Origin of the sequence: Bifidobacterium pseudolongum subsp. pseudolongum DSM 20099 (genome assembly GCF_000771225.1) — a bacterium.
GTDB classification, from domain to species: domain Bacteria; phylum Actinomycetota; class Actinomycetes; order Actinomycetales; family Bifidobacteriaceae; genus Bifidobacterium; species Bifidobacterium pseudolongum.
In genome coordinates this window covers 299714-325574 of record NZ_JDTZ01000005.1, presented here as the reverse complement: position 1 = coordinate 325574, position 25861 = coordinate 299714, and the positions used below count along the sequence as shown (strand labels likewise).

At 63.4% G+C, this 25861-nt stretch carries 17 protein-coding genes and 1 pseudogene; 5 read left to right on the top strand and 13 right to left on the bottom strand.

The window, feature by feature from the left end; all coding sequences use genetic code 11:
• Positions 1-143 precede the first annotated feature (143 nt).
• Positions 144-899 (top strand): SIR2 family NAD-dependent protein deacylase, encoded by a 756-nt coding sequence (locus tag OU02_RS06040; protein WP_022857813.1) that lies wholly within the window; start codon positions 144-146, stop codon positions 897-899.
• A gap of 61 nt (positions 900-960) precedes the next feature.
• On the opposite strand, the gene ilvA is transcribed toward OU02_RS06040, so the two are convergent.
• The 5 genes from ilvA to OU02_RS06015 form a co-directional block, all read right to left on the bottom strand.
• Positions 961-2226, bottom strand: coding sequence for a threonine ammonia-lyase (gene ilvA, locus OU02_RS06035; RefSeq protein ID WP_033489311.1), 1266 nt, complete (start codon positions 2224-2226; stop codon positions 961-963).
• A 179-nt stretch (positions 2227-2405) separates the two neighbouring features.
• Complete coding sequence (locus OU02_RS06030; RefSeq protein WP_202962612.1) at positions 2406-3812, bottom strand: hypothetical protein; 1407 nt, start codon at positions 3810-3812, stop codon at positions 2406-2408.
• A gap of 8 nt (positions 3813-3820) precedes the next feature.
• Positions 3821-5146 carry a hypothetical protein gene (locus OU02_RS08140; RefSeq protein ID WP_051918323.1) on the bottom strand — a complete coding sequence of 442 codons (1326 nt, stop codon included), beginning with the start codon at positions 5144-5146 and terminating at the stop codon, positions 3821-3823.
• A gap of 361 nt (positions 5147-5507) precedes the next feature.
• Positions 5508-7328 carry a glycoside hydrolase family 13 protein gene (locus OU02_RS06020; protein ID WP_033489309.1) on the bottom strand — a complete coding sequence of 607 codons (1821 nt, stop codon included), beginning with the start codon at positions 7326-7328 and terminating at the stop codon, positions 5508-5510.
• A 110-nt stretch (positions 7329-7438) separates the two neighbouring features.
• Positions 7439-9280, bottom strand: a complete 1842-nt coding sequence (locus OU02_RS06015) for a Sip1-related alpha-galactosidase (protein WP_238552025.1) — start codon at positions 9278-9280, stop codon at positions 7439-7441.
• Between the two features lie 206 nt (positions 9281-9486).
• Between OU02_RS06015 and OU02_RS08135 the strand changes: the two are divergent.
• Positions 9487-9770 (top strand): annotated as a pseudogene (locus OU02_RS08135) (type II toxin-antitoxin system RelB/DinJ family antitoxin).
• Positions 9771-9919: 149 nt separating this feature from the next.
• Here OU02_RS08135 and OU02_RS06005 read toward each other — a convergent pair.
• The 3 genes from OU02_RS06005 to OU02_RS05995 all read right to left on the bottom strand — a co-directional run bounded on the left by OU02_RS06005 (position 9920) and on the right by OU02_RS05995 (position 13122).
• Positions 9920-10804, bottom strand: a complete 885-nt coding sequence (locus OU02_RS06005) for a carbohydrate ABC transporter permease (RefSeq protein WP_033489307.1) — start codon at positions 10802-10804, stop codon at positions 9920-9922.
• A gap of 4 nt (positions 10805-10808) precedes the next feature.
• The gene (locus OU02_RS06000; protein WP_101428183.1) at positions 10809-11762 is read right to left on the bottom strand and encodes a carbohydrate ABC transporter permease; all 954 of its coding nucleotides are present in this window, start codon (positions 11760-11762) and stop codon (positions 10809-10811) included.
• A gap of 64 nt (positions 11763-11826) precedes the next feature.
• A complete protein-coding gene (locus OU02_RS05995) occupies positions 11827-13122 on the bottom strand; it encodes an ABC transporter substrate-binding protein (RefSeq protein ID WP_033489303.1) in 1296 nt (431 codons plus the stop codon).
• Positions 13123-13275: 153 nt separating this feature from the next.
• On the opposite strand from OU02_RS05995, the gene OU02_RS05990 reads away from it, so the two are divergent.
• Complete coding sequence (locus OU02_RS05990; protein ID WP_033489301.1) at positions 13276-14478, top strand: ROK family protein; 1203 nt, start codon at positions 13276-13278, stop codon at positions 14476-14478.
• 6 nt (positions 14479-14484) lie between these two features.
• On the opposite strand, the gene OU02_RS05985 is transcribed toward OU02_RS05990, so the two are convergent.
• The gene (locus OU02_RS05985) at positions 14485-16710 is read right to left on the bottom strand and encodes an alpha-galactosidase (RefSeq protein WP_033489299.1); all 2226 of its coding nucleotides are present in this window, start codon (positions 16708-16710) and stop codon (positions 14485-14487) included.
• A 119-nt stretch (positions 16711-16829) separates the two neighbouring features.
• Positions 16830-17324: a nucleoside deaminase gene (locus OU02_RS05980; protein ID WP_152593155.1), complete on the bottom strand. Its 495-nt coding sequence runs from the start codon at positions 17322-17324 to the stop codon at positions 16830-16832.
• A gap of 116 nt (positions 17325-17440) precedes the next feature.
• Between OU02_RS05980 and OU02_RS05975 the strand changes: the two genes are divergently transcribed.
• Entirely contained in the window at positions 17441-19513 is a 2073-nt protein-coding gene (locus OU02_RS05975; RefSeq protein ID WP_033489297.1) for a Na+/H+ antiporter, read from the top strand.
• Between the two features lie 108 nt (positions 19514-19621).
• Here OU02_RS05975 and OU02_RS05970 read toward each other — a convergent pair whose 3' ends face one another.
• Both OU02_RS05970 and dcd read right to left on the bottom strand, forming a co-directional pair.
• Entirely contained in the window at positions 19622-21106 is a 1485-nt protein-coding gene (locus OU02_RS05970; protein WP_033489295.1) for a hypothetical protein, read from the bottom strand.
• Between the two features lie 36 nt (positions 21107-21142).
• Entirely contained in the window at positions 21143-21724 is a 582-nt protein-coding gene (gene dcd / locus OU02_RS05965; RefSeq protein ID WP_033489293.1) for a dCTP deaminase, read from the bottom strand.
• Positions 21725-21857: 133 nt separating this feature from the next.
• Between dcd and OU02_RS05960 the strand changes: the two genes are divergently transcribed.
• The gene (locus tag OU02_RS05960; protein WP_033489291.1) at positions 21858-22628 is read left to right on the top strand and encodes an alpha/beta hydrolase; all 771 of its coding nucleotides are present in this window, start codon (positions 21858-21860) and stop codon (positions 22626-22628) included.
• A gap of 238 nt (positions 22629-22866) precedes the next feature.
• On the opposite strand, the gene OU02_RS05955 is transcribed toward OU02_RS05960, so the two are convergent.
• Entirely contained in the window at positions 22867-25854 is a 2988-nt protein-coding gene (locus tag OU02_RS05955; RefSeq protein WP_033489290.1) for a cation-translocating P-type ATPase, read from the bottom strand.
• Positions 25855-25861: the final 7 nt, after the last annotated feature.

Sequence of the window (25861 nt, the reverse complement as noted above, 5' to 3'; positions counted from 1 at the left end):
ACAAACACAACACCTCCACCGGCGTGTCGCACAACACAACTACAACCCACAACCACGCCTTACGTACTTCTTCCCCACCACCGTGTCATCCGTGGTAAGCCTGTACATAGGCAGACCATAGACAGATCGAACAGGAGCAACCAATGGCACAGAAACAAATCATGGTCCTCACGGGGGCCGGCATCTCCACGTCCGCAGGAATCCCGGACTTCCGTGGCCCCGATGGCGTATGGACCAAGCACCCCGACCAAATGCAGGTGTACGACATCGACGCCTTCCTGACCGACAAGGCGGCGCGCGAATACTCGTGGCGTTGGCAGAAGGAGTCACCGGTATGGAACGCGAAACCCGGCAAGGCGCATTACGCGCTCGTCGACCTGGAGAAAGCCGGCATGCTGAGCCTCATCGCCACGCAGAACTTCGACGCGCTGCACGAAAAGGCCGGCAACAGCCCGGACAAGATCGTCAATCTGCACGGCACCATCGGCACATCGCACTGCATGAAGTGCCATGCGAAGTACGACACGGCGGACATCATGGCGCGCCTCGACGAAGAACCCGACCCGCACTGCCACCGCCGCCTGCCGTACAAGGGGAACATGCCGTGCAACGGGCTGCTCAAGACGGACGTCGTGTATTTCGGCGAAATGCTGCCCGAAGGCGCAATGGAACGCTCGATCCGCGCCGCCCAACGCGCGGACGAGCTGTGGGTGATCGGATCGACACTCGAAGTCTTCCCCGCCGCGTCGATCGTGCCCGCTGCCGCTCAGGCCGGCGTGCCGATTACGATCATGAACATGGGCCGCACGCAGTACGATTCGCTCGCCGACCGGCTGATCCATGACGACATCGCCGTGGCGCTGCCCGAGCTCGTGGAGCAGACGATCGCGCAGGAGTGACGCGCATATACCAGAACGGCGGGATTCACCGGAATCCCGCCGTTCGTGCGTTATGAGCGCGTCAGTAGATGCGCTTCGGCGTATACCCCGCCTCGCGCATCATCTGCAGCACCTGCTCGATGTGCTCGGGGCCGTTCGTCTCGACTGTCACGCCGAGCGCGACGGAGTTCGTGTAGTGGCCGTTCGCCTTGAACTGGTCGTGGTCGAGCGCGATGACGTTCGCGCGCGCCTTCGCCAGAATTGTGGCGACCTTGACGAGCTGGCCGGGGGTGTCGGGCAGCTCCACCTCGAAGTTCATGATGCGGCCGCGCGCGATCATGCCCTTCTGGATGACGGCGCCAATCGTGACGGTGTCGATGTTGCCGCCCGACATGATCGGGACGACGACGTGGTCGCCCTCCGCCTCCGCGAACTTGCGCGAGCGCAGATTGAGGTGCTCGAGGGCGGCGAGCGACACTGCGCCGGCCGCCTCGACGACCATCTTGTGCTTTTCGAGCATGAGCAGGATCATCTCGTTGATGTCGCGCTCGGACACCTCGACCAGATCGTCAAGGAACTCGTTGAGCAGCGCGAAGGTCAGGTCGCCGGGACGGCGCACGGCGACGCCTTCGGCCGAAGTGACGACCTTGTCGGCCGCCATCACGCGGCCTGCGTCGAGCGACTTGCGCCATGCGGGCGAGCCTTCGGGGATCGCGCCGATCACACGCACGTCCGGGCGGAATGTCTTGATCGCGAGCGCCACGCCCGCGCCGAGGCCGCCGCCGCCGAGCGGCACTACCACGTCGGTGACGTTGGGCACATCTTCGAGGATTTCCATGCCGATGGTGCCCTGCCCGCACAGCACCGCGTAATCGTCGAACGGCGGCACGTACGTCATGCCTTCGTTCTGGCTCAGTTCGATCGCGTACGCGGCAGCCTCGTCGAAGACCTCGCCGTGCAGCACGACGTCGGCGCCGTACGCCTTGGTGGCGTCCACCTTGAGCGGCGGGGTGATTTCCGGCATGAGGATGGTTGCTTTGGCGCCCCGCTCGCGCGCCGCGTAGGCCACGCCCTGCGCGTGGTTGCCTGCGGAGGCCGTGACGATGCCGCGCTCGAGCTCTTCGTCGGTGAGCGAGGCGATCTTGTTGTATGCGCCGCGGATCTTGAACGAGCCAGTGACCTGCAGGTTCTCCGGCTTGAGCAGGATCGTATGGCCGGTCATCTCGGACAGCACCGGCGAGGCGATGATCTGCGTGTGCTTCGCGGTTCCGTCCAGACGGCTGGCGGCCAGTTTCAATTCGGCGGCATGGTCATGCCGCATTGCTTGCAACACATCTTTCTGTTCCATAAGCCGCTATTGTAGGGTTCCGCACGGCAACTGCCAGCGCTGCGTCCGCCTAGTGGCCGCACGCATGAGACGGGCGGTTGAAAGATGCGATCCGCAAGGACTCAGCCCGAAGCGCACCTTTCGCCGGCAGCATGTTTCACGGGAAACCTTGTGTGTGCCAAGCGGCTCGGCCCCCGCTTCTACCGCTTGCCCGCCGCGTCCTTGCCATATTTCCACAGGAGCAGTTCATTCACCGTCGTCAACACCGACGGGTCGAAATCCTTCTTGTCCAAATGCACCGACTGCAGGAAATCCCTGTTCTTCGAGAATGCGTTGCCCAGCAGTCTGCGGTCAGTGCCGTCGACGTCGATCTTGTACAGCAGATTGGCCAGTGAGACAATGGCCTCACCGTGCTTCTTGTCAAAGTGCTTTCCTGTCGAGAGCCCGAACTCGGTCAGGTCTTCTGGTGTGACCTTCGGCTGCAGTCCCAGAATCGGATTCACCAGCAATTGCGTGGAGGCGTTCATCAGATTCACATACGACCCAAGTTCGTACTGCTGGGCTTCGGTCATCTGGTTGTAGTCCAGCCCGAACGACTTCGTGCGCGCGATGGCTTCGCCAAGGCGGGGATTTTCGTCGTCTATGCGCACAATGCGCTCCTTGAGCTCCGTTTCCGCCAGATTGTACGATTTGGTGTCGCGTTTGCCGATCAAGGTGAACACATTCTCGAGCTTCTTCTTCTCTTCGTTGCCTTTGTACAGCAAGAAGCCACTGCCCAGCAGCGCAACGCCGGCGATTGCCCAACCGATCGGCCCGCACATGGCCAGAAACGCATTGCCGGCGGCCATGCCACCGCCGCCAGCCGCCAACGCACCGCCACCGAGCCAAGCAAGCGCCGCGTTGGTCGCTGCGGCGCCGCTCAACGCGGAGATGGCGGTGCCGGTGGAAGCTACGCCGAACGTGCTGGCGATGCCCATGGCGGCGGTGGGGGCAAGCGCGGCGAACGCCACACCGGCGCTTACGCCGGCCGCGCCCGCACCGGCGTTCTTCAGCGTTGCTTTCTTGTAATCATCTTCGATCTTCTGCGCCCGCTGCTTCCATTCAAGGCGAATCTTCTTCAGCTCCTCGTACTGGAGACGCTGCTCAGCGGGAATGTTCCTGATGGCGTCGAAGCAGGCCTGGATCTCGTTGAGATTGTCGAAAAGCCGCGCGTCACGTTCACCCAGCTCGACGAACTGCTTGTTCACCTTGTCCAACGCGTGCTGCGCTTCAGTGCGCGCCTCTTCCATCTTCGAGGGTTTCTTCTCGAAGGCACCTTGGATGTTGCGGTTGATGTCCCCGGCGGTTTTGGAGACGTTCTCCCCCACTTGTGAGGCGAAGGCCCCCACGTTGTGCGACACGTTTTCCGCGGCGGACGAGACATTGCGCCCCACATCACCTGCGAAATTGTTGATGTTGCGGCCCGCCTCGCCTGCGGCCCGGGAGATGTTGTTGCCCACATCACCGGCGGCCTTGCCGACATTGTTCACCACGTCCCCCGTGGCTTTGCTCACGTTCTTGCCTATCTCGTTGAACGCATTGCCCATATTGTCGAAGAAATTGCCCATGGTTGCTCCTAGTTGTTGAAATATGCGTCAATGTCGGATTTGGACGCCAGAATGCGCTCCTCCGGCACCTTGCGCAGTTGCGCCAACTGCACGGATTTTGCGAATGCGCGTTCATATGGCGCGCTGTGTTTGAAGTCCTCGGTGAAATCAACCAAGTGGCGGTCGTCGTACAACCTGCCGAGTTCGCGCAGACCATCAAGATAGTCTTCGACGATCGTACGCTCGCGCCGGGCGAATTCCGCGTTTGGCCCGGCGGTCTGCAATGCCACCGCCCGCACGCCCTCGCCGTATAGACTGATGGCGAACCGGCCGGCCCCCACCAGGTTGAGCCGCATCATGAATTCCCGCACGTTGAATGTGCCGGCGCCGATGACAGCTCCACGGATTGCGGCATCCGTGGTGTCCAACAGGCAGAACGTGCCATGTGCCACCGTGAGCATGCGCTGCACGGTCGAATTGGAAAACGGTTCGCACGCCTCCCACATGGCTTGCATGGAGAAATCACCGGGGTTGGTGGAACTGGCGTAGGCGAACAGCCGCCGGACGGCGTAGAACAGCCGGGTGATGGCCTCGTTGAGCAATACCGGAACGGATTGCGCGGCGAGGAACCGAACGTCATATCCCTGCTCGTAGACCTGATTGGCGAGCTGCTGGAAGCGCTCAAGGAACCTGGGCGCGGGCAGTGGAATGTCTCGGGCCTGCATGGCGTATTGCTTGATCATAGTCCACACCGGGGTGGGGATGCCCCGCGCGGGCAGCGTCTGCTGCATGGCCTCAACGGCGCCATCGCGGCCGAACAACTGGTAGCCAAGCCAATTGACGACGCCGCAGAAAATCTTCTCTGCGGGTGTGCTGCCGTGCAAACCGGCGCCTGCATCCTTGTCATGCATGAAGTGGAGTTTGCCCGTCTCTCCGGCAGGGGCCATGTTGGTGAATTCGCCGAGAATGGCGAAGAAGACGCCGAGCAACGACGATTCGCGCCCGAACGCGCGGAACGACCTGCCCCGGCTTTCCGGGTCGATGTCTTCCTCGAACAACAGGCCGAGTTTCCGGGCATGTGGGGAACCGGAGTCGGCAAGGAACTTGGTTGCAAGGAATGCCACGGCCGATTGGATGCCGGTTTGTTCGCCGCTCCAACCACACAGTTTCGCAAAGGTCACCGTAGCGCGCCGCATCCACTGCAACGCCGGCCCCTGTAGTTTCGAATCCCCCGGCGCCCCTACGCAGAAGATGTCGATCACGCCGCAGAGTGCGCCTGAGCCGGCGGCCAACGCATAGTCGAGTTGGTCGCATTCGGGCTGCAGCCGTTCGGCCAAAGCGATGATGTCAGCCAACTGATCCAATTCCGCTTGCGCGGCATCGGTAGCTCAGGCGATGTACGAGCCGAACGCATAGTCGTCGCCATTGCCGATGGTCAGGTCAAGTACAGCTGCGTCGCCCATATGTGGATCCCCTCGTATTGGACACACTCGTTATGATTACCCAACATTGTAATGGCTGGGCACCTGCACCATACCCATCTCAGCTGGGGAGGAGCATTTTCTTGGGACAGGGCCAGTACGGGCGGCTATACATGGCATGGTTTCAGCCCTCATACCTGAGGGGTCCCTGGAAAATGCTCCTCCCCAGCCAAGATGGGTCTAGGCGTACTAAAAAACCGGCCTCAAGGGCCGGTTTTTTAGTGCTTGAGCGCCGTTACAGCTGCACAACGACGCCTTCCCACTCGGAAAGCTCGCCCTTGGCGATGGACTTGACGCTGTGGATTGCATCATAGGTGCTCAGCACCACATGGTCTTCCGCCACCCCATTGCGCAGCAGCTCCTGCGTGTGCGCAGGCAGCTGGGCATGGCGCCCGCTCAGGTTGATCATGACGAGCATGCGGCGCTCCCCCAGCGTGCGCGTGAACGCGTACACGGCCTCATCGTTGTCGTCGACGAGCTCCCACTCGCCGGCCGCCACGACCGGGCTGTTGTGCCGCAGGTTGACGAGCTTCTTGTAGAACGCATACACGGAGTCCGGGTCGTCGAACTGCGCGGCGGCGTTGATCTCCACATGGTTCGGGTTGACGGAGATCCATGGCTCCTTCGGCGCGTCCGCAGCGGTGAAGCCGGCGTACTTCGAGCCGTCCCACTGCATTGGCGTACGCGCGTTGTCGCGGCCGAACATCGCGAGCGCATCCATCATCGACTCGCCCGACTGCACCTTCGCCTCGGTGACACGCTGGCGGTAGGCGTTGATCGCTTCGAGGTCACGATACTGGCCGAGCTCGGTGAAGTGCGCTCCGGTCATGCCGAGTTCCTCGCCTTGGTAGATGTATGGGGTGCCACGGTGCAGGTGCACGAGCATGCCGAAGGCCTTCGCGGAGTGCGCGCGGTTCTCTTCGGTCGAATCGTCGCCCCAGCGCGTCACGACGCGCGGCTGATCGTGGTTGCAGGTGAACAGGCTCGCCCAGCCACGATCATGCACGGCTTCCTGCTGTTCCTTGAGGCGCTCGCGCAGGTGGCGCACGTCGAACTGCACAACGTCCCACTTGGAATCGCCTTGGTCGATGCCCACGTGGTCGAAGAGGAACAGCATGTCGAGTTCCTTGTGCGCGGGGTCGGTGATGTATTCGTTGCGCGAGGCGTCCACGCCGGGGGCCTCGCCCACGTTCATGTAGCCGCCGCGCTGTTCGAAGACCTCACGGCGCATTTCGGCGAGGAACTCGTCGACGCGCGGGCCGTCGGAACAGAACGGATACGGCGAGGAATAGCCTTCCGGGCCGGCCGGGTAATCCTCTATTTCAGAGCCGGGTTCGCCAGGCAGGCGGCCGTGCGAGTCGACGACCTTGGAGATCTGGGTGATCACGTCCATGCGGAATCCGTCGATGCCGCGGTCCATCCACCAGTTCATCATCTGGTAGACGGCTTTGCGCACCTCGGGGTTCTCCCAGTTGAGGTCGGGCTGCTTCTTGGAGTATTGGTGGAAGAAGTATTCGCCGCGCTGCTCGTCGTATTGCCATGCGGAGCCGCCGAAGTACGACCCCCACTCGTTCGGCTCGGCGCCGGGTTCGCCGGGCGTCTTGCCTTCGCGTGCGGGGCGCCACCAGTACCAGTCGGCTTTGTCGGAGTTCGGGTCGCGCGATTCCTGGAACCATGCGTGCTCGTCGGACGTGTGGTTGACGACGAGGTCCATGATCACCTTGATGCCGCGGGCGTGGGCCTGCTCGAGCAGCTCGTCCATGTCTTCCATCGTGCCGAAGAGCGGGTCTATCGCCTGGTAGTCGGAGATGTCGTAGCCGTTGTCGTCTTGCGGCGACTGGTAGACGGGGCTCAGCCAGATCACATCGACGCCCAGATCCGCGATGTAGTCGAGCCGGCTTGTGATGCCCTTGAGGTCGCCGATGCCGTCGCCATTGGAGTCCTGGAAGCTGCGCGGGTAGATCTGGTAGACGACCGCGTTCGCCCACCACGGGTTCGGCGTCGCGCCGTTGGTACGCACGTCGTCGGGAATTGCGGACCGGTTGAGCGTCGTCATGACTTGAGGCTCCTTTGCTTGGTATTTCAACGATTTTCAGATGTGCCCATGCTAGTCGGCAGTAAATTAGTTTCCCATTCGCTGTGCGCTGTGGGCGTGTGGGAAAGTATTTATGCGCGGGCCACGGCGAGCGCGGCGTATTCGCCGTACCGCAGTTCGACGTCGAGGGTCTCTCCCGCGCCGACCTGTGTGCATTCGCCTGTCTCCAGATTGCGCACCAGACACGCGGAATCGCCGGCGGGAATGTGCGCGGACTGGACGGCTGCGGTGTTCAGGCCGACGAACAACAGCACCTCCTCACCACGGAACGTGTTGCGAACGCCAAGAGGAACAGTGGAATGCACCGGATCGGAAAGCAGGCTGCCTATGACCGGCATACCCACACCGTCGGGATGCGTCAGCACGCCGTCTTCGTCGAAGAACGGCTTCAACGTCTCCGGATCGGTTTCGCCGAGCGCGTCGGAGCAGTACACTGGGCCGCCGCTGAACCAGCGGAGCCACGCGTGCACGCGCGCGTCGGGGTGTTTGGTCCAGAACATGTCCCAGTCGCAGTGGTAGAGGCAGCCCATGAGCAATGAGCAGTAGGCGTTCTCGATCGCGTGTTCGGGCAGCGACTCGGGGATGCGCGGGAAGAAGTCGTCGCTTGTGCGCGTGATCGGCGAATACGGGCGCCGCCAATAGTCTTCGGGCGCCATGCCCATGCAGTTGATGAGCGCGTTATTGAAGAACGCGGACGCCGCAAGATCGACCGCACGGTGCCGCATGAGCAGCGTACCGTATGATTGTGCACCCCGCGTGAGCACCGACATCGTGCTCTGCGAATCCACCTTCACAAAGTCGACGCCAGCGTTGGCGAGCTCTTCACTCCAACGCCACCAGAACCGTTCGCAACCGTACTCGGACAGGCATTCGCCGTCCACGAACATATCCCATGCCGGCTGGGCGGATGGCACGGTCATGCCACCCGGCAATGTCTCGAACATGTATCTGCGCTCTTTGAACGCATCTGAATCGGGGTCGACGCCTCCCCAGTACCCTTGGAACGCCTGCCATACGCCCACATATCGCACGCCGTAGTCCTGTTTGAGCACGTCGATGGTGTGCGCAAGGCCTTGGGGGAAGCGGGTGGGATCGGCGCCGAAACCGGTCAGCTTGTTGTTGCGCGTCTGCGACCAACCATCATCGATCAGCACCCACGAGACCGGCACCTGTTTCGCCTTGAACTCATCCATTTTCGCGAGGATGCCGCTTTCGCTCACGTTCTGCCCCAACGAGTCCCACGTACACCAACCGAAGCCGCGCAACGCCTCCGGGAACCGGCGCAAGGACTTCGGCCCTACCGGCAAGCGCCTCCACGTTGCAGTCACGCATTGTTCGATGAGTGCATACGGGTCACCGCCACGGGCGTACAGCAGAGCAAGGCCGTCCAGACTCGTCTGACCGACGCGATTCGTCGAGCTATCGACGGCCAGCACCCCACCTGCCGCGCCTGCCGCATCCGTCGCGCAACCGCGGATATCGGCACGGCACTCCCCGTCGCTCACCGCGAGCAGCACATGCCATTGCTCGCGGACCTGACCCTTGTACGTTCTCCGCGTCTTCCACACGAGCATCTGCGTGCGCTCCGGCACATCTGCAAAACAGCTGACCCACGTGGGCCGCATCCACCACTCCTTGTGCTGGTACAGGCACAGGATCGGCGTTCCCTGCGCGGGCCGCGAATATCTGGGCAGCGCGCATGACACCGTGAGCGAGCATCCCGGCTGGAAAGTCGCATGCTCGAGGATGGGGTTCTCAACGGGCAGCTGCGCGTGCACGGAGATCTCGATGAGGTTGCCGGTCTTACGCAGTTCGGCGGCGTCGAGCGGCAATGGCATGTCACTGCGTTCGCCCGTGGGCCCGCATTCCGTGTGGGCCGTCACCGACGTGATTTCCAACAGTCGTTTCGTCATGGGCACTCTCCTTTGCGCGCTTGCGTTGTCAAGGTTGCCGACATAGTAGCCAACCTTGCCCTGCACTACAAGCACACCCGCGTGCCGGCCGACGTGGCGCCATCCATACGGTATGCATGCGAGAAATCTTCTGAATGGATCACGACTGCCAGACACGATGTAAGACATATACCTGCCATTGTCTTACAACAGAGATCGAAGTCGTTATGACCATGGCATCTGTGACCATCCGTGTCGACGCACACACCAAAAGCAGGCCGCCAACATCGCAGAGGATTTCGGACTTGACCTCTCCAGCGTGACCCGCGCGTTCTACCGGCAGATTGTTCGCGAGCATGGGATTCCCTTGAATCTCTTCTATCCCGATATGCCTCAGGAGACCGCTGAGGCACTCGACGAGGCCCGCGCCATCGCCAGCAAGAAGTCGGCGCGTTTCGACAACGCCGACGAGACGTTCGAATCATTGGATACATCTCATGTTGAACAATGATTAGTCACCGAACGCGGCACAGAGTTTTCCTGCGTACAGGAACACACACGGAGATTTTCGGCGCATCATGCCCTGTGCAACGGTAGGCCGCACTCGGGAATCGAGTGCGGCCTACCGCATGGGGGTATCTGAACGGTATTGCCGCCGCGCTACTTCACGGCGCCGCGCATCACACCGCCGACGACCCACTTCTGGGCGAAGATATAGACGATGAGTACCGGGGCCATGGCCATCAGGTAGCTCGCGAAGGCCTGCGGGTAGTTCGTGGCGAACTGCGAACTGAACACGTACTGCGCGAGTGGGATCGTCTGGTCCTGCTGGTTCGTGAGGATGATGAGCGGCAGCAGGAAGTCGTTCCACGCCCACAACGCCGTCATGATCGCGATCGTCGCATTGATCGGACCCATGAGCGGGAAGATGATCTTCCAGAAGATGCGCCACGTGCCCGCGCCGTCGATGCGCGCGGCCTCTTCGAGCGAGACCGGGATCGAGCGGATGAAACCGGTCGCGATGAACAGGTTCGTGCCGAGGCCCAGGATCACATACAGGATGACCAGACCGGCCTGGTTATCGAGGTGCCACGAGCCCATCTGCTTCGCGAGCGGCAGCATGACGACCGGGAACGGCACGAACATCGCGGCGATGAAGAAGTAGTAGAGGAAGCGGAAGAACCGCTTGTCCATGTTGCGCGCGATCGCGTAGGCGACGAAGGTGTTCGTCACGAGCGTGAGTGAGACGGCGAGCACGGTGATAATCGCCGAGTTGAGCGCGGCACGCGGGTAGTCGACCTTCGCGGACGCGGCGGCGAAGTTCCCCCACTGCCAGCTCGTCGGCAGGCTGAATGTGCCCGCTTCGGCTGGCGTCTTCAACGCGGTGACGACCGTGAAGTACAGCGGCACGAGGATCGTCAGGCTGAACACGGCAACGACTGCCGTGAGCCACCAGTTGATGCGCTTGTCTTTGCGGAACTTCGTGGGCGCCGACGCGGCGGTCTGCCCCATGGATGACTGGATGTTGGTTGTTGCGGTGGTCATGGCCTCACACCTTTTCCTTGCTGCCGAAGAACTTGAGCTGGATGAACGCGATGATCGCGAGGACGATGAAGAACAGTACGGCGTTCGCGGTCTGGTATGCGTATTCGCCGCCGGTCAGGCCGCCCTTCCAGATGAGGTAGGTCACGGTCTCCGTCTTCGAGTTCGGGCCGCCGTCGGTGAGCGCCACGACCTGGTCGAAGGTGCCGAGCGCGTTCTTCATCGTGAGCACGAGGTTGATCGTGAAGAAGGGCCCGATGAGCGGGAAGGTGATCTTCCAGAACTTCTGCCATGCGTTGACGCCGTCGATCGCGGCGGCCTCATAGACCTCCGTGTCCACCGTCTGCAGGCCGGCGAGGTAGATCAGCACCGAGTAGGCGACGCCCTGCCACACGGCCAGGAAGACGATCGGGATCCACGCATACCGCTCGCTCGTCAGCAATGATTCACTCAGCCAGCCGATGCCGAGCGCCTTGCCGAGCGCGGGCAGCGGTTGCATGAAAATGTATTTGAACACGTAGCCGATGACGAGCACTGCGAGCGTGTAGGGGATGAAGTAGATCGCGCGGAAGCCGTTCTTGCACGCGATCTTGCCGTTGAGCGCGACCGAGAGGAACAGCGCGATCACGTTGATCAGCACGGTGATCGCGACCGCGATCAGGAACGTGAACAGGTAGGCGTGCCCCACGCGTTCGTCGCGGAACAGCGCGGTGTAGTTCCTGAACCCGATCCAGTCATAGCTGCCGTAGCCCTGCGAGTTCGTGAACGAGTACATGATGCCCCGGATGAACGGCACATACAGGAACACTGCGAAGATCACCGCGGCCGGCACGGCCATCCAATAATAGGCGCGATCCACTTTGCGGCGGGAGAATGCGGATGGTTTCCGCTTGCGCGGCGTCTTGTTCGCCGGCCTGCGGGAGTGATGGGTGTCGATGTCGTTGGCAAGCACGTCCTCCATTGCGCGTGCCTGCTGACCGGTGTTGGTCAACGAAGTCATTTCTGGCTTTCCTTTCCTTGCAATCTCATTCGCGGAAATCGCGGGCCTGCACTTTGTCCCACTCGTTCTGCATCGCATCGACGAACTGGTTCACGTTCCCGCTCATGATCGCGGACTGCAGGTAGCCGCCGATGTTGATGGATGACGGGATGTAGTGGTCGCAGAAATCGGCCACACGGTTGCTTTCGAAGAACGGCCGCACCGTTTCGAGCGCTGGATTGCCGAAATAGGTGTCTTTGAGCGGCGTGATCGCGGACTGCGCACGCGCATAGTCCTCGAGCTGCTGCTTGCTCATGAGGAACCTGATGAAGCGCATCGCCTGCTCCTTGTGCTTGCTGTTGGCGCCCATCGTGAGCATCACGTCGTCACCGGCGGTGAGGACCTGTTCGGAGGCGTCGTTCGTGGCCGGCATCTGCGCGAAACCGAGGTCGATGTCTTTGTTGATCATCGTGATCTGCGGGATCGCGTACGTGCCGAGCGGGATGATCGCCGCGGCGCCCTTCGCAAAGTTCTGTGTGCCCTGCTGGTAGGTGACGCCTTTCTCGCCGTCTGCATACGTGAACAGTTCGATCTCCTTGGCCACCGGCTCCGTCCAGATCTGCTTGAACGTCGTCGTGCCGTCCTTGAGGTCCGCGTATTCGCTTTCCGGCACAAGTGTGCCCGCGAGCGAGGCGAGCGGCGCCTGCGTCGTCCACGCGTCGGCGAGCGTCGCCTGCACCGGGTCGATGCCGGCATCGCGGAAGGTCTGCAGCATCGCCGTGAACTCATCCCACGTCTGCGGCGGATTCTCCGGATCGAGGCCGACCTTGCGGAACAGATCCTTGTTGTAGATGTAACCGGACGCATTGCCGGCGAACGGCAGGCCGTACAGCCGCTTCTTCGCCGGGTCGTTGGTCTGCACAAGGTTCTTCGCGATCGTGACCATGCCTTCGTTCAGGTCGTCGACAAGCGGGTCATCAGTGAAATCATGGAAGACGCCGCTCGCGGCGAACATGCCGAAGCTATAGTCGCCGTTGAATGTGATGACGTCTGGCACACGGTCCTTGACGAAGCGCGTGCGCAGATCGGTCTGCGCGTTCGCGGAATTGTTGATGTTGATCTTGATGTCCGGGTTCTGGCGTTCGAATTCCTCGGCCGCCTGCTTGAACCAGTCCGCGGCCTCGGCCTTGAACTGGAAGAAATCAAGTGTGACCTGCCCCGCGCCGCTGTCGGCGCCGCAGGCGGCCGCCCCCAGCCCGACCGCGACCGCGCATACGGCGGCCCCGATTCCCTTCAACGCGCGCCGCAGCACCGAATGCCCGGCGTTCGTAGCGAACTTCATAGTGACTCCCTCGTCCGTTGTCTTGTTCCTCACTGCGGCCGGTCCTTCTTCACATCGGCCAATACACGTCAGTGTATGGATGCACAGTTTTCATTCCCACCTCCCCGCGCGTCCAAAAACGGAGTAAGAAAATGGGCGTATATTTATATACCCATGGAAACAAAATCGGATTCGCTTGAGTTCCCGCACTGGTTCAACAAGTCGGAAGCCACGCACGACGTTGCGCGTGGCATCATGCAATACGGCCCGATCGCGCGCACACCGCTCGCGCAGATCTTCAATCTGTCACAGGGTGCGCTCTCGCGCATCACGAGCGACCTCATCTATGACGGCGTCATCGAGGAGATGCCCGCCGGCTCCGCGCAGACGGGAACACTGCCCCCGGGGTTCACGGTCCACGATGCGAGCGGTCGGCGTGGACGGCCACAGACGGCGCTGCGCATCCGCGAGGATTCCCACACCTTCATCGGCATCAACATCCACGACGGGGCGATCACCGTCTCCGAAGTCAATGCGATGTGCCGCCCGATCGGCAGCGAGCGCACCGAAGACATCACCGACCGTTCGCCCAGCACGATTGTCGCGCAGATCGCGCGCATGGTGCATGGCACCACCTCCCCCGACGCGCCGGTGCCGACGGCGATCGGGCTTTCGCTCGGCGGGCATATCGTCGACGACCGTTTTGTGACCTTCGCGCCGTTCCTGTATTGGGATTCGGTCGTGGACTTGGGCGCCCTCGTGCAGCGGGCGACCGGCATCCCCACGCGCGTGTTCAACGATCTCGATTCGATCCTGCTGTACGAATGCTGGTTCGGTGACGCGATCGGTGTCCCCCGCTTCGCCGTCATCACGATGGGCGCCGGCGTGGGCTATTCGCTGTCCGACCGCGGCAATCCCATCGACAATCCAGACAAAAGCTACGGCCTGGCCGGCCATGTGCTGATCGACCCGGAGGGCCCGCGCTGCTCGTCGGGCCATGTGGGCTGTTCGCAGTGCCTCACGTCGGATTCGATCGCCGAGGAGTACTCGGCGATCGTCGGCCGTGTGACCACGTTCGAGGAGTTCGCGCGCGACCTTCACGCGAACGTGCCACAAGCACGGCGCTTGGGCGAGCGCACTTGCTTCCGCCTTGGCGTGCTCGTCGCGACCGTCTCCAACCTCGCCATGCCCACGACGGTGCTCATCAGCGGCGAAAGCTCGTTCATCGCCAAGAAGAACCGCGAGTTCATCCGCAAAGGCATCGATACCTACCGGCACAGCCAGGCCGCGCCGGTCTCGTTCTCAATCCCGGATTTCAGCTGGCGCCTGTGGTCGGATTCAGCGGCCGCACGCGCGATCTCCACGTTCATCAGCTGACCGCGCTCACACGCGCGTGGCGCTGAACAGCACGGCGTTCGCCGGGTGGATGCACGGCGGGCGCAGGCCGAACGCGTCGAGCGCACCGCCGTTCATGACCACGCCTTGGCTGTTCCACCAGCCGAGTTCGCTCTGCCCGTTACCGATTTGTGTGAACGGCTCGCCGCTGGCGAGATTGCATGCGAGCGGCTGGATCAGATAGTCGACGTCCGGGGCGAGTCCCGGCAGGCGCACCGGTGCCGCCGGGTAGGTCTGCGATGTCGTCAATTGCGTGAAGCGGTAGACGGCGCGTTCGCCGCTGGCGCTGACGACGCCATCGACGCGCACTGCGGGATCGGCCGCATCGCCGTGGACCACGGTGCCGTGCGCGAAGTCCGCGCGGTGCCGCTTGTACGCGTCGACCCACACACCGAGTTCGTCGAGCGCCGACTGTGGTTCCTTGAGCAGGTTCCATTCGATGCCCAGATGCCCGAAGAACGCCATCGCCATGCGCATCTGCTGGCTCGTCGCACGGTGGGTGGAATGCGCGGGGCTCGCGCCCACATGTTCGCCGATCATCTCCGGCGGCACGAGAAGCGACGTGTAGCGCTGGATGTCCGCGCGTTCGACCGGATCGACGCAATCCGACGCCCAGATGCGGTCGGCGAGCGAGAGGATCGCGAGGTCGACGCGGCCGCCGCCGGACGAGCAGCTTTCGATCTCCAGGCCGGGGTGCGCGGTTTTGAGGTCGCGGAAGATGCGGTAGACGGCGAGTGTCTGCCCATGCACGGCCGGTCGGCCGGTGCGCGGCGACACCGCTTCGGTCACGTATTTGTTGTGGTCCCACTTGATGTAGTCGATGCCGAGTTCGCTGACAAGCGCATCCATGCAGCCGTACACATAGCCGTAGGCCTGCGGGTTCGTCAGGTCGACGACCTGCTGGTTGCGGCCCTGCATCGGCAGGCGATGCGCCGTGGGGCGCAGCACCCAGTCGGGGTGCTCTCGGTACATGTCCGAATCGGGATTGACCATCTCCGGCTCGAACCACAAGCCGAACTCCATGCCTTTGGCGTGCACGTAGTCGGCGAGCGCCTTGAGTGAATGGTCGCCGTCCGGCCAGACGTCCTGTGCGATGTGCCAGTCGCCCAGCCCTGCGGTATCGTCGCGCCGGGCGCCGAACCACCCGTCGTCCACGACGAAGCGTTCGACGCCGCTTGCGGCGGCCTTGTCGGCGAGCGCCTTCAACGTGTCGAAATCATGCTGGAAATAGACCGCCTCCCATGTGTTGAGGATCACGGGGCGCGGTTTTTCGGCCACACCGAGTTCGGCGCGCCACTGCGCGTGCGTCGCGCGCAGTTCGTTGTGGAAGCGTGATGCGACCTCGTTGAACCCTTCGCCGTACGAGCCGTACAGCCATGGTGTCGTGTAGCGGTTATCGTCCCCGTCCGCACACAACGTCACTTCCCCGCCGGAAAGCGCTTCCGCGCCGCCGATCAGGCCGGAGGTGTACGGCAGACGTTCCGCGGCCATGAGTGAGTTGCCGCTCCAGGCCACATGCACGGAGTAGACGTCGCCGTGCGTGAAACCGAAGCCGGGGCGGCCCACGTTCAGCAGCAGCGACGAATCGAAATCGGGGCGTCCGACGAGGCTCGCCTTCTGGAACCGGCCGATTGTGAACGGCTGGCGCTGCGGCGAGCGTTCGCGCAGGTGGTGGCCGGTCGTCGTGAGGATCTCGGTCATGTCCGCGGGCACGGGGAATGCGAGCTCCACCGTGCCGATTTCCAGGTCCTCGGCGCGCATGTTGACAACCGACATGCGTTGGCGCACGAGGCCGCTTTCACGCAGTTCGCACCGCCACAGGACGCGCACGCCCTGCTCGGCGTCCTCGGCGCTGACCGTTGCGCCGCCATCGTCGATGCGCACATCGGCCACGGTGAAGCGGCAGAACAGCTCCACGCCGCCGGCGCGCACGACGAAGCGCGGCGCGCCGGTCCATGCTTCGGCCTGCGTGGGCAGGATGCTCGGCCAGGCCGTCTCGTCGAGCGCGCCGGAGACACGCTGCGGGCGCAGCGCATCGACCGCTGCGACGAGTGTGCGCGGGTCGGAGAGCGGCCGGCCCCAATGCACAATGCGCGGCAGCTCGCGATCCACAATCGCGAATGCGAACGCGGACCGCGCGTCCCGCTGCTCGACATACACGACGTGGATATCTTCGCCACGGCTCGAACTCCCATGGAAATCCATGATTGCCATTTTCCTGCCCTCCCTGTATGGATGCGTCATTGCACCAGTTGATGCGATCTCGCGACCATCCTACGGATTCGCGGATTCCTTGCCACGATTCGGAGTGTTCCCCGCAGCGCGCAAGAAAATTATGCGCGGCGCGTGCGGAAGAAGTCGGTGAGCACGCGCGCGCACTCCTCTTCGCGCACGCCGCCAAAGACCTGCGGCTCGTGGCCCACATGCGGGTCGCGCGGCAGGTCCCACACCGAGCCGCACGCGCCGAGCTTCGCATCCCACGCACCGAACACGATGCGCCCGATGCGCGTCTGCAGGCACGCCCCCGCGCACATCGGGCACGGTTCCAACGTGACGACGAGCGTGCAGCCCTCCAGATTCCAGTCGCCGCGCGTGCGGGCGGCCGCGCGCATCGCCTCCACTTCGGCGTGCGCGAGCGGGTCGCCGTCGCGTTCGCGCAGATTGCGACCCGCCCCGATGAGCCGGCCCTGTTCGTCGAGCACGACGGCGCCGACCGGCACATCGCCAGCGAGCGCCGCCAACGCGCCCTGTTCGAGGGCCGCCGCCATCGCCTCGTCGAGCGTCAGCGGGTCGAGCGGCGGCAGTGCGGGATTCACGGAATTGGCCATGGGCTCATTGTGGCACCACCCGTGGCGTATTCCTCCGGCTGACATGGTTTCCATATGGTGACCACTCACTTGATATTCTGGTTCCCTGAGATGCTTGGTGAGCGAGGAGGACGGTTGTGCCCACATTCGAACTGATTCTGTGCATCATTGCTGCGGTCGTGCTGTCCTCGTTCCTCAGCCGGTTCATCCCCAAGGTCTCCACACCGCTTGTGCAGATCGCACTCGGTGTGCTCGCCTCGCAGCTGCCGTTCTTTCCCGACACCGAACTCGACCCAGAACTGTTCATGGTGCTGTTCATCGCGCCGCTGCTGTATTTGGAGGCGCATGAGATAGACAAGGGCTCGCTGCTCAAATCGTTGAAACTCTCGCTCTCACTGGCCGTGGGCCTGGCCATCGCGACAATGGTGGGCGTGGGGTTCACGCTGCACGCGGCATGGCCGGCCGTGCCGCTCGCCGCCGCGCTTGCGCTCGGCGCGGCACTTGGGCCGACCGATGCGGTCGCGGTGAGCTCGCTGAGTCATGAGGCATCGCTTTCGCAACGTCAGGTGGGCGTGCTGAAAGGCGAATCGTTGCTCAACGACGCGTCGGGCATCGTCGGGTTCCAATTTGCGATCGCCGCCGCCGTCACCGGCACATTCGAGGTGGGCGAGGCGATCGGCGAGGTCTTCATCTCGTTTTTCGGCGGCGCAATCGTGGGCGTGGTGCTCGGCCTGATCATCAACTGGCTGTTCGAAACGGTGCGCTCGCTCGGCTGGGAGACGACCACAACGCGCGTGTTGATGGAGCTGTTCCTGCCGTTCCTGCTGTACTTGGGCGCCGAGGCGATCCATGTCTCCGGCATTCTTTCGGTTGTGGCGGCCGGCCTGATCATCCGCTTCGACCGTTCCGGCGTGGGGCCGAATGTGGCGCGCACGAACATCGTCGCATCCAGCGTGTGGTCGGTGCTCTCGTTCGCGTTGAACGGCGCGGTGTTCATCCTGCTCGGCATGCTGCTGCCCGACGCGATGGAGGCGAGTTGGAACGACCAGCAGATCAGCAATCTCACCCTGCTCGCCACGATCCTGATTGTGGCCACGGTTGTTGTGGGCATGCGGTTCGCGTGGGTGGCCGCCATGCTGCGCATCACGCGCCACGAGGTGACGCGCGAACGCCGGCGCATGACCAAGGAACGCTGGCGTTCGGCCGCCGTCATGACCTTCGGCGGCCCGAAGGGCACGATCACGCTTTCGCTGATGTTCACGATCCCCTACACGCTTGCAGACGGCGAATGGTTCCCGATGCGCGACGAGCTCATCTTCATCGCCGGCGGCGTGATCGTCGTCACGCTGCTGCTCGCGAACTTCCTGCTGCCCGTGGTGGCGCCGAAGAAGAGCACCGATGATTCGCGCGCGATCACCGAGGCCTCGATCGAAGTGCTGCGCCGTACGGTCGAGGAGCTCGCCGAACGTGTGACGCCCGACAACCGCCGCGCCGTCATGGCCGTCATCGACTCGTACACCAAGCGCATCACACGCCTCAAGCACCGTCTGGGCGCGATCGACCCAATCGGATTCTCGGAACTGCAGATTGCGGCGCTCGAGTGGGAGAAGGACTATGTGAAGGGCCGGCTCGCGGCCACGAAAGCGCAGACCGGCGAACAATCCGTGGACCGCGACCTCGAGATCGAGGCATGCGAGCGTCTGCTCGACCAGATCATGACATCGCTGCGCCACGCGGTCACCGACCACGACTCCGCGCACGCGATCTGGCAGATCAAGGGTCGCATGCGGTCGCTGCAGCGTCGCATCAAGATCCTGTCGAGCCGCGTGAACAACCTGATCCGCAAGAACACGCCGATGCTGAGCGAACACCAGATCTACGCGCACATGCGCACCGTGCAGACGGCGGCGATCGACAATGTGATCGACCACCTGTACGACGAGATGGGCAAATCGAGGTACAACACCGAGTATTGCTCGGCGCTGCTGCTCGACTACCGCCGCGCGGAGGCGACACTCAAGGCGCGCCCGAATATGGGCGCCACAACCGAGATGATCACGCAGATCGAGGAGATCAAACGCGAAAGCTACGGCATCGAGCTCAGCGTGATCCAGGATATGCTCGAAGCCGACGACATCACGCGCGCGCAATCCCGCCAGCTGCGCAAGAACGTGTATGTGATGAGCGTGGCCGCCGATTCGAGCATCTGAATATGCGTGTGGGTGCGCCCTGAAAGAAGCCGCACCCACACCTCTAATCACTCCGACTTTGCTGCGTGTTGATATGAGGACCAGCCGAAAGGCGCACACCCAACCTTACTATTGCTGTTGTGGAGAGTCCGAAGGATTTGTGGACGCCGGCTGCTGCTGTTGCTGTTGAAGCGCTTGCTGCTGACGCAAGGCCTCCTCTTGTTGCTGACGCAGAGCTTCCTGTTGCTGTTGTAACGCTTCCTGCTGCGCCTGTTCCTGTTGCAGCTGCTGCTGACGCAAGGCCTCCTGCGCGGCGGCGGCGTTCGCTTCGGCGAGCGCGTTTTCGGACTCGACCACCGCGTTCACCGCGTTGGTCAGCTTCTCCTTGGCCGCATCGACCGCGGCCTTGTCGAGCGACGGCTTGTCGGCAAGCGTCTGCGCTTCACCGATCGCCTGCTGCAGCGCCGTACGCGTCTGCTCGTCGGCGACCGCATTCGCGGATGCGTCATAGGTGGCCTGCGCGTCAGCGATCGCCTTGGCCAGGTCGTCCTTGAGGCTCTTTGTGCTCTTCGCGTCACGCGAGGCGGTCAGCGCGTTGGCGTCGGCCTTGAGCTGTTTCGTTGCGCTCTCCACCCTGTCGAGCTGCTCATCCATGGTCTGCGCGTTCCGATCGAGCTGTTCGCGTGAATCCGACGTCTTGCACTCGACCAAGGTCTCGCTCTGCTTCTGCTGCAGATTGGTGGCCGCCTTGTTCGACTTCTGGAACGCCTGCAGCGTGGCGGCGTCGGCCACGGCGGACTCCTCCGTCTGCGTGAGCGGCTTGGATTGCGCCACCTGCTTGTCGAGCGCCGTGTACGCGGTCTGCAGCGCGGTGCGTGCGCGCTCGCAGCTTTCGACTGCGGCGTTTTTCGCGTTCTCCTCCTGCGTGGAGCGGTTGCGCTGCCACAGCGCCGCGCTGCCGGCCGCGAGTGCGATCACAGCGACCGCAGCGACCGATCCGATGATGATCTTCTTGCGCTTGCCGTTGCCGCCATCCGAAGCGGCGTGTTCAGGCGTGCCGTCGTCGTCCCCACCATCGCCCCCGTCCATCAGCGCAAACGCCACCGGAGCGTTGGGTTCCGGCGCTGCCGTATGCGTTTCGTTGACGGTATTGGCCGCAGTGCGCGCGGGTCGGCCCTGCGCGAGGATTTGCGTGCGCTCGGCGGTGGTGCCGCCGATCGCGGGCATTGCCGTCGTCGCGCGCTGTGCGGCCTCGGCCGGCGTGAATAGTTGTGTCGGTTCGTCGTCGGCTGTGCCGACGCCCGCACCCCACACCGGCAGGTCGAAGCCGTCGCCGGTTTCGGTGTGCCCGGTTTGCGTGGGCTGCGCTGTCCGCCCGGTCTGCGCCGCCGGCTCGTCAGGCGTCACCACAGCCGATTTCGCCTTTCGGCGCTGTTTCGCCGGTGGTTGCGGCGGCTGTGCGGGCGGTGTCTGCCGCGGCTCGTCGGCGTCGCCGACCGACGGAAACATCAGCGTCGAACTGTCGAACGACGTCAGGTCATCCGGATGTTCGTCGTGTGCGCCGTCATTTCCGGTGTCCGGAAACTGTAGGTCCGATTCATTGATGTGGCTCATCTTTTCCCCTCCCCTTCGCCAATGGCCCGCGGTGCGTCAGTCGTCGATGTGCGCGCGGTAGAAGCGTTCATACGACCGCGACGGCGTCGGGCCTCGCTGACCTTGGTAATGCGATCCGGTGCCAGCGGATCCATACGGGTGCTCGGCCGGCGAGCTCAGCTGGAAGAAGCACATCTGCCCGATTTTCATGCCCGGCCAGAGTTTGACCGGCAGCGTGGAGACATTCGACAGTTCGAGCGTGATATGCCCTTCAAAACCCGGGTCGATGAACCCGGCGGTCGAATGCGTGAGGATGCCGAGTCGGCCGAGTGAGCTCTTGCCTTCCAGACGGGCGGCGAGCGTCGCATCGAGCCTGACATACTCCCATGTGGAGCCGAGCGCGAATTCACCCGGATGCAGGATCCACGGTTCGTCGGGGGCGACCTCGAACTGCTCGGTCAGCTCCCCTTGGTTCTCCGCAGGGTCGACGTACGTATATGCGTGGTTGTTGAAGAGCCGGAAAAAGCGGTCGAGGCGCACGTCGATGGAAGCCGGCTGGACCATTTCGGGAGTCCACGGTTCGAGCGAAATATGGCCCTCGGCCTGAGCGGCCAGAATATCGCGGTCGGACAGCAGCATCGGCAAGCATCTCCTAGCACCGGCGCCCGTGAGGCCCGGCAACGACAACAGTTCGGTTCCAGTGTAGCCACAGGGCGGCACGAGCGTGCGCGCATGGGGTGTGCGGCGCCCCGCGCGCGTGTATGGTGGAGGCATGAACAACGATGCACAGGCAATGCAACCGGAACCATTGGTGGGCCGCCCTTCGTCCGTCGTGCCGGGCAGGTTCGGCGAACCGCTCGAAGTCACGCGGACGCGTATGTCACGCGGGGATACCACGGCGCAACCGAACCGGCCGCTGTTTGTATGCCTGCACGGTTGGGGGTCGAACGAGGACGATCTGGCCGGCATGATGCAATATGTGGCGCCATACAACGACTTCGTGTCGCTGCGCGCGCCGATCACGTTGCAGGAGCCGTCCAACGGCGGATTCTTCGCGCAGCCGGGCGCGTATTCGTGGCTGCACGACGCCGTGCCGGGCGGTGAGGACCTGGATTACGACGCCTATGCCGCCGCGCGGGCGATTGACACATGGGTCGCGGACAATGTGCCAACAGAACGCGACGTGGTGCCGATCGGATTCTCTCAGGGCGGATTGTTGGCCATACAACTGTTGCGCGTGCATCCCGAACGGTACCGTGCCTCGATCTGCCTCTCCGGTTTCGTGGCGCCGGGCATTGTGCCGGGCACGCACCCGGCCGACGAGCGTCTCGCCGCACTCGACATCCCCGTCTTCTACGGATACGGCACGGGCGACACCGTGGTCCCCCGGTTCTTGGTGAATGAAACCTTGGCATGGCTCGAAGAGCACACGTGGCTCAGCGCGCACGCCTACCGCGGCCTCGACCATTCGGTGAGCCTCGACGAGTTCGCCGACCTGCGCCAGTGGCTCCTCGACCACAACATCGCCTCCGGCATGATGTAGGCGGCACTGCTCATCCACGAACGGCACCCCTCACCGCCGGCACCTCTTTGGATTCGCCGTTTTCGTCGCCGTTTTCGCTGTTATCGTCACTTTTTAGCTGGAAAGATGACGATAACAGCGAAAACGGCGACGAAAACGGCGAAAATCCTCAAATGGTGGCGGCTTCTCTGTTGCGGGCACAAAAAATGGGGTCCGATTCACGCTGAACCGAACCCCACTGTCATTCAGTGTGACTGAATCACTTCTTCGCACGCATGCGCAGGAAGACCTTGCGGACCTCCGAGGCGACGAGCACGAAGAACGCCAGGCCGATGCACTCGAGCCATGCCATCGGCGGCAGCGGCGTGGTGCCGAACGCGGTGTTGAGGAACGGCACGTAGATCACGAACAGCTGCAGCACAATCGACAGGCCAATCGCACCCCACAGCCACTTGTTTGAGAACAGACCCACGAAGGCGCTCTGCAGGTGGCTGCGCGAGGCGATCGCGTTGAACAGCTGGGCGAACACGAGGATCGTGAAGCCCATCGTGCGGGCCTCCACCATCTGCGCGTCATGGCCCATCGCGTCCACGGAGCGATCGGTGAACAAGCCACCCGTCAGGTGCATGTCCATGCCGATGAGCGTCACGATCGCCATGATGATGCCGATGTAGATGATGTCTCCCCACATCGCGCCGTCGATCACACGGTCGGTGAGCTTGCGCGGCTTGCGGTTCATCACGTCTTCGGTCATCGGGTCGACGCCCATCGCGAGCGCCGGGGCAGCGTCGGTGAGCAGGTTGATCCACAGCAGCTGCGTGGCGAGCAGCGGTACGGTCACACCCACGGACTCCGGGTTCTTGATGCCGAGCCAGCCTGCGAGCACGACGCCGAAGAACACAGTGAAGACCTCGCCCACGTTCGAGCTGAGCAGGTAGCGCAGGAACTTGCGGATGTTGTCGAAGATGCCGCGGCCTTCGCGCACGGCGGCCACGATGGTGGAGAAGTTGTCGTCGGCCAGGATCATCTTCGCCGACTGCTTCGTCACCTCGGTACCGGTGATGCCCATAGCCACACCGATGTCCGCGGACTTGACGGCCGGGGCGTCGTTGACGCCGTCGCCAGTCATGGCCGCGATGTTGCCTTGGCGCTGCAGCGATTCGACGATCTTGAGCTTGTGCTCGGGCGCCACACGCGCATACACGGAGACTTCGGAGGTCGCCTTGTCGAGTTGCGCCTCATCCATCGTGTCGAGTTCGTCGCCGGTGAGCGCCTTGCCGTCCTTGGCGATGATGCCGAGGTCGGAGGCGATGCGCGCGGCGGTGAGCGGGTGGTCGCCGGTGATCATGACCGTGCGGATGCCCGCGCGGTGCGCTTCGGCGACCGCGTCGCGCACTTCGGTGCGCGGCGGGTCGATGATGCCGACCATGCCGTTCCAGATAAGGTGCTGTTCGATCGCCTCGGCCTGTTCGGAGATGTCGGAGATCTCACCGGCGGAGTTCGTGCGGATGCCCGGAATCTGTGCGAGCGAATCGGTCTCGAGCGGGCGGAACGCCTCCCCGAGCGTACGGTACGCCTCACGCGACAGGCGCTCGACGGTGTCGAGGATGTCCTGGCGGTCGCCTTCGGTGAGCTTGCGGATCGCGCCGTTCACGTAGATGCGGTCGCAGTAGCTCAGCAGCACGTCCGGCGCGCCCTTCGCGAAGACGGTGAGCTTGCCAGCGTCGGTCGCGTTGCGCGCGATGACGGACATGCGCTTGCGTTCGGACGTGAACGGGATTTCGGCCACGCGGTCGAAGTGCGCGAACTTCTTGTCCGCGTGCGTCTTGCGGGCGGCCACGACGAGCGAGACCTCGGTCGGATCGCCCACGATCTCCCAGGTGCCGGGCTTCTCGCCCTCGCGCAGTTCGCCGTCGTTCGCGAGTGTGCCCGCGCCGAGCGTGGCGAGGACTTCGTTCGCGATGTTCTCGGGGACCGCGGAGCCGTCGATGGAGACCATGTCACCTTCCGGCGCATAGCCGGTGCCGGTCAGTTCGACTTCGCCCGACGGCACGACCACGCGCTCGACGGTCATCTCGTTGCGCGTGAGCGTACCGGTCTTGTCAGAGCAGATCACCGAAGCGGAGCCCAGCGTCTCCACCGAGTGCAGCTTCTTGACGATCGCGTGGTGCGCGGCCATGCGCTGCACGCCGAGCGCGAGCACCACGGTCAGGATCGCGGCGAGGCCTTCAGGCACGGCCGCGACGGCGAGCGACACGGCGAGCAGCAGCGAATCAATCACGTCGTGCACGCTGTGGAAGCCTTCGAGGACCGCGAGCGCGAGCAGCACGACCACGGCGATGATGCACACGGCGATGCCCAGGATCTTGGAGACGTGGTTCATCTCCTTCTGCAGCGGCGTGGCCTCGTCTTCGGTGGACTGGAGCAGGTCGGCGATCTTGCCCACCTGCGTGTTCATGCCGGTGCCGGTCACGATGGCGCGGCCGGTGCCCTGCGTCACGGACGTGCCGTTGAACACCATGTTCGCGCGGTCGCCGAGCGCCTTCGCGCTGTCGAGCGTGGCGGGCTTCTTGCTCACCGGCACCGATTCGCCGGTGAGCGACGCCTCGGCGATGCGCAGGCTCGCCGCGGCGAGCAGTCGGCCGTCGGCCGGCACGGTGTCGCCTTCGCCAAGCACCAGGATGTCACCGGGCACGATGTCGGTCGTGTTGATGCGTTCCACACGGCCGTTGCGCAGCACGTTGGACGTGGGTGCGGTCATTTCGGAAAGCGCGTTGACGGCCTCTTCCGCCTTCGCTTCCTGCATATAGCCCAGCACGGCGTTGACGATCAGGATCAGCACGATCACGATGGAGTCGAACGGCAGCGCCTCGCCTTCGGCGCCCGGCGCCGCGTTCACCTTTTCGATGATCCACGCCACAAGCGAGATGGCGGTGGCGGCGAGCAGCAGGTAGACGAGCGGGTCCTGGAACTGCTGCAGGAACTTCTTCCACTTGGGGACCGGCGGTGCGCTGGCCAGCTCATTGGGGCCGAACTTGTCGAGTCGGCGCTTGGCTTCTTCGGAGCTCAGGCCGGTGCGCGGGTCTACATTGAGCGCCTGCGCCACCTGGTCGGCGTCGGTGAGCGACGGATCGACGTCGTTCAGCAGAGCCTGCTGCGCTTTCACCTCCTGGGTTTCCTTGGCATCCTCTGGTTCCACGTGGGGTTCGCGCGAAAGAGCAGATGGATCTATGATGCGATCATCCATAATGGTA

Bases quoted from the DNA above. Each gene is read 5' to 3' on its own strand.
- OU02_RS05985 (WP_033489299.1), bottom strand. From the start codon at position 16,710: ATGGCAATCATGGATTTCCATGGGAGTTCGAGCCGTGGCGAAGATATC.
- ilvA (WP_033489311.1), bottom strand. From the start codon at position 2,226: ATGGAACAGAAAGATGTGTTGCAAGCAATGCGGCATGACCATGCCGCC.
- OU02_RS05990 (WP_033489301.1), top strand. From the start codon at position 13,276: ATGGAAACAAAATCGGATTCGCTTGAGTTCCCGCACTGGTTCAACAAG.
- OU02_RS05955 (WP_033489290.1), bottom strand. From the start codon at position 25,854: ATGGATGATCGCATCATAGATCCATCTGCTCTTTCGCGCGAACCCCAC.
- OU02_RS06020 (WP_033489309.1), bottom strand. From the start codon at position 7,328: ATGACGACGCTCAACCGGTCCGCAATTCCCGACGACGTGCGTACCAAC.
- OU02_RS06040 (WP_022857813.1), top strand. From the start codon at position 144: ATGGCACAGAAACAAATCATGGTCCTCACGGGGGCCGGCATCTCCACG.
- OU02_RS05970 (WP_033489295.1), bottom strand. From the start codon at position 21,106: ATGAGCCACATCAATGAATCGGACCTACAGTTTCCGGACACCGGAAAT.
- OU02_RS06005 (WP_033489307.1), bottom strand. From the start codon at position 10,804: ATGACCACCGCAACAACCAACATCCAGTCATCCATGGGGCAGACCGCC.
- OU02_RS06015 (WP_238552025.1), bottom strand. From the start codon at position 9,280: ATGACGAAACGACTGTTGGAAATCACGTCGGTGACGGCCCACACGGAA.
- OU02_RS05995 (WP_033489303.1), bottom strand. From the start codon at position 13,122: ATGAAGTTCGCTACGAACGCCGGGCATTCGGTGCTGCGGCGCGCGTTG.
- dcd (WP_033489293.1), bottom strand. From the start codon at position 21,724: ATGCTGCTGTCCGACCGCGATATTCTGGCCGCTCAGGCCGAGGGCCAT.
- OU02_RS05960 (WP_033489291.1), top strand. From the start codon at position 21,858: ATGAACAACGATGCACAGGCAATGCAACCGGAACCATTGGTGGGCCGC.
- OU02_RS06000 (WP_101428183.1), bottom strand. From the start codon at position 11,762: ATGGAGGACGTGCTTGCCAACGACATCGACACCCATCACTCCCGCAGG.
- OU02_RS05980 (WP_152593155.1), bottom strand. From the start codon at position 17,324: ATGGCCAATTCCGTGAATCCCGCACTGCCGCCGCTCGACCCGCTGACG.
- OU02_RS06030 (WP_202962612.1), bottom strand. From the start codon at position 3,812: ATGGGCAATTTCTTCGACAATATGGGCAATGCGTTCAACGAGATAGGC.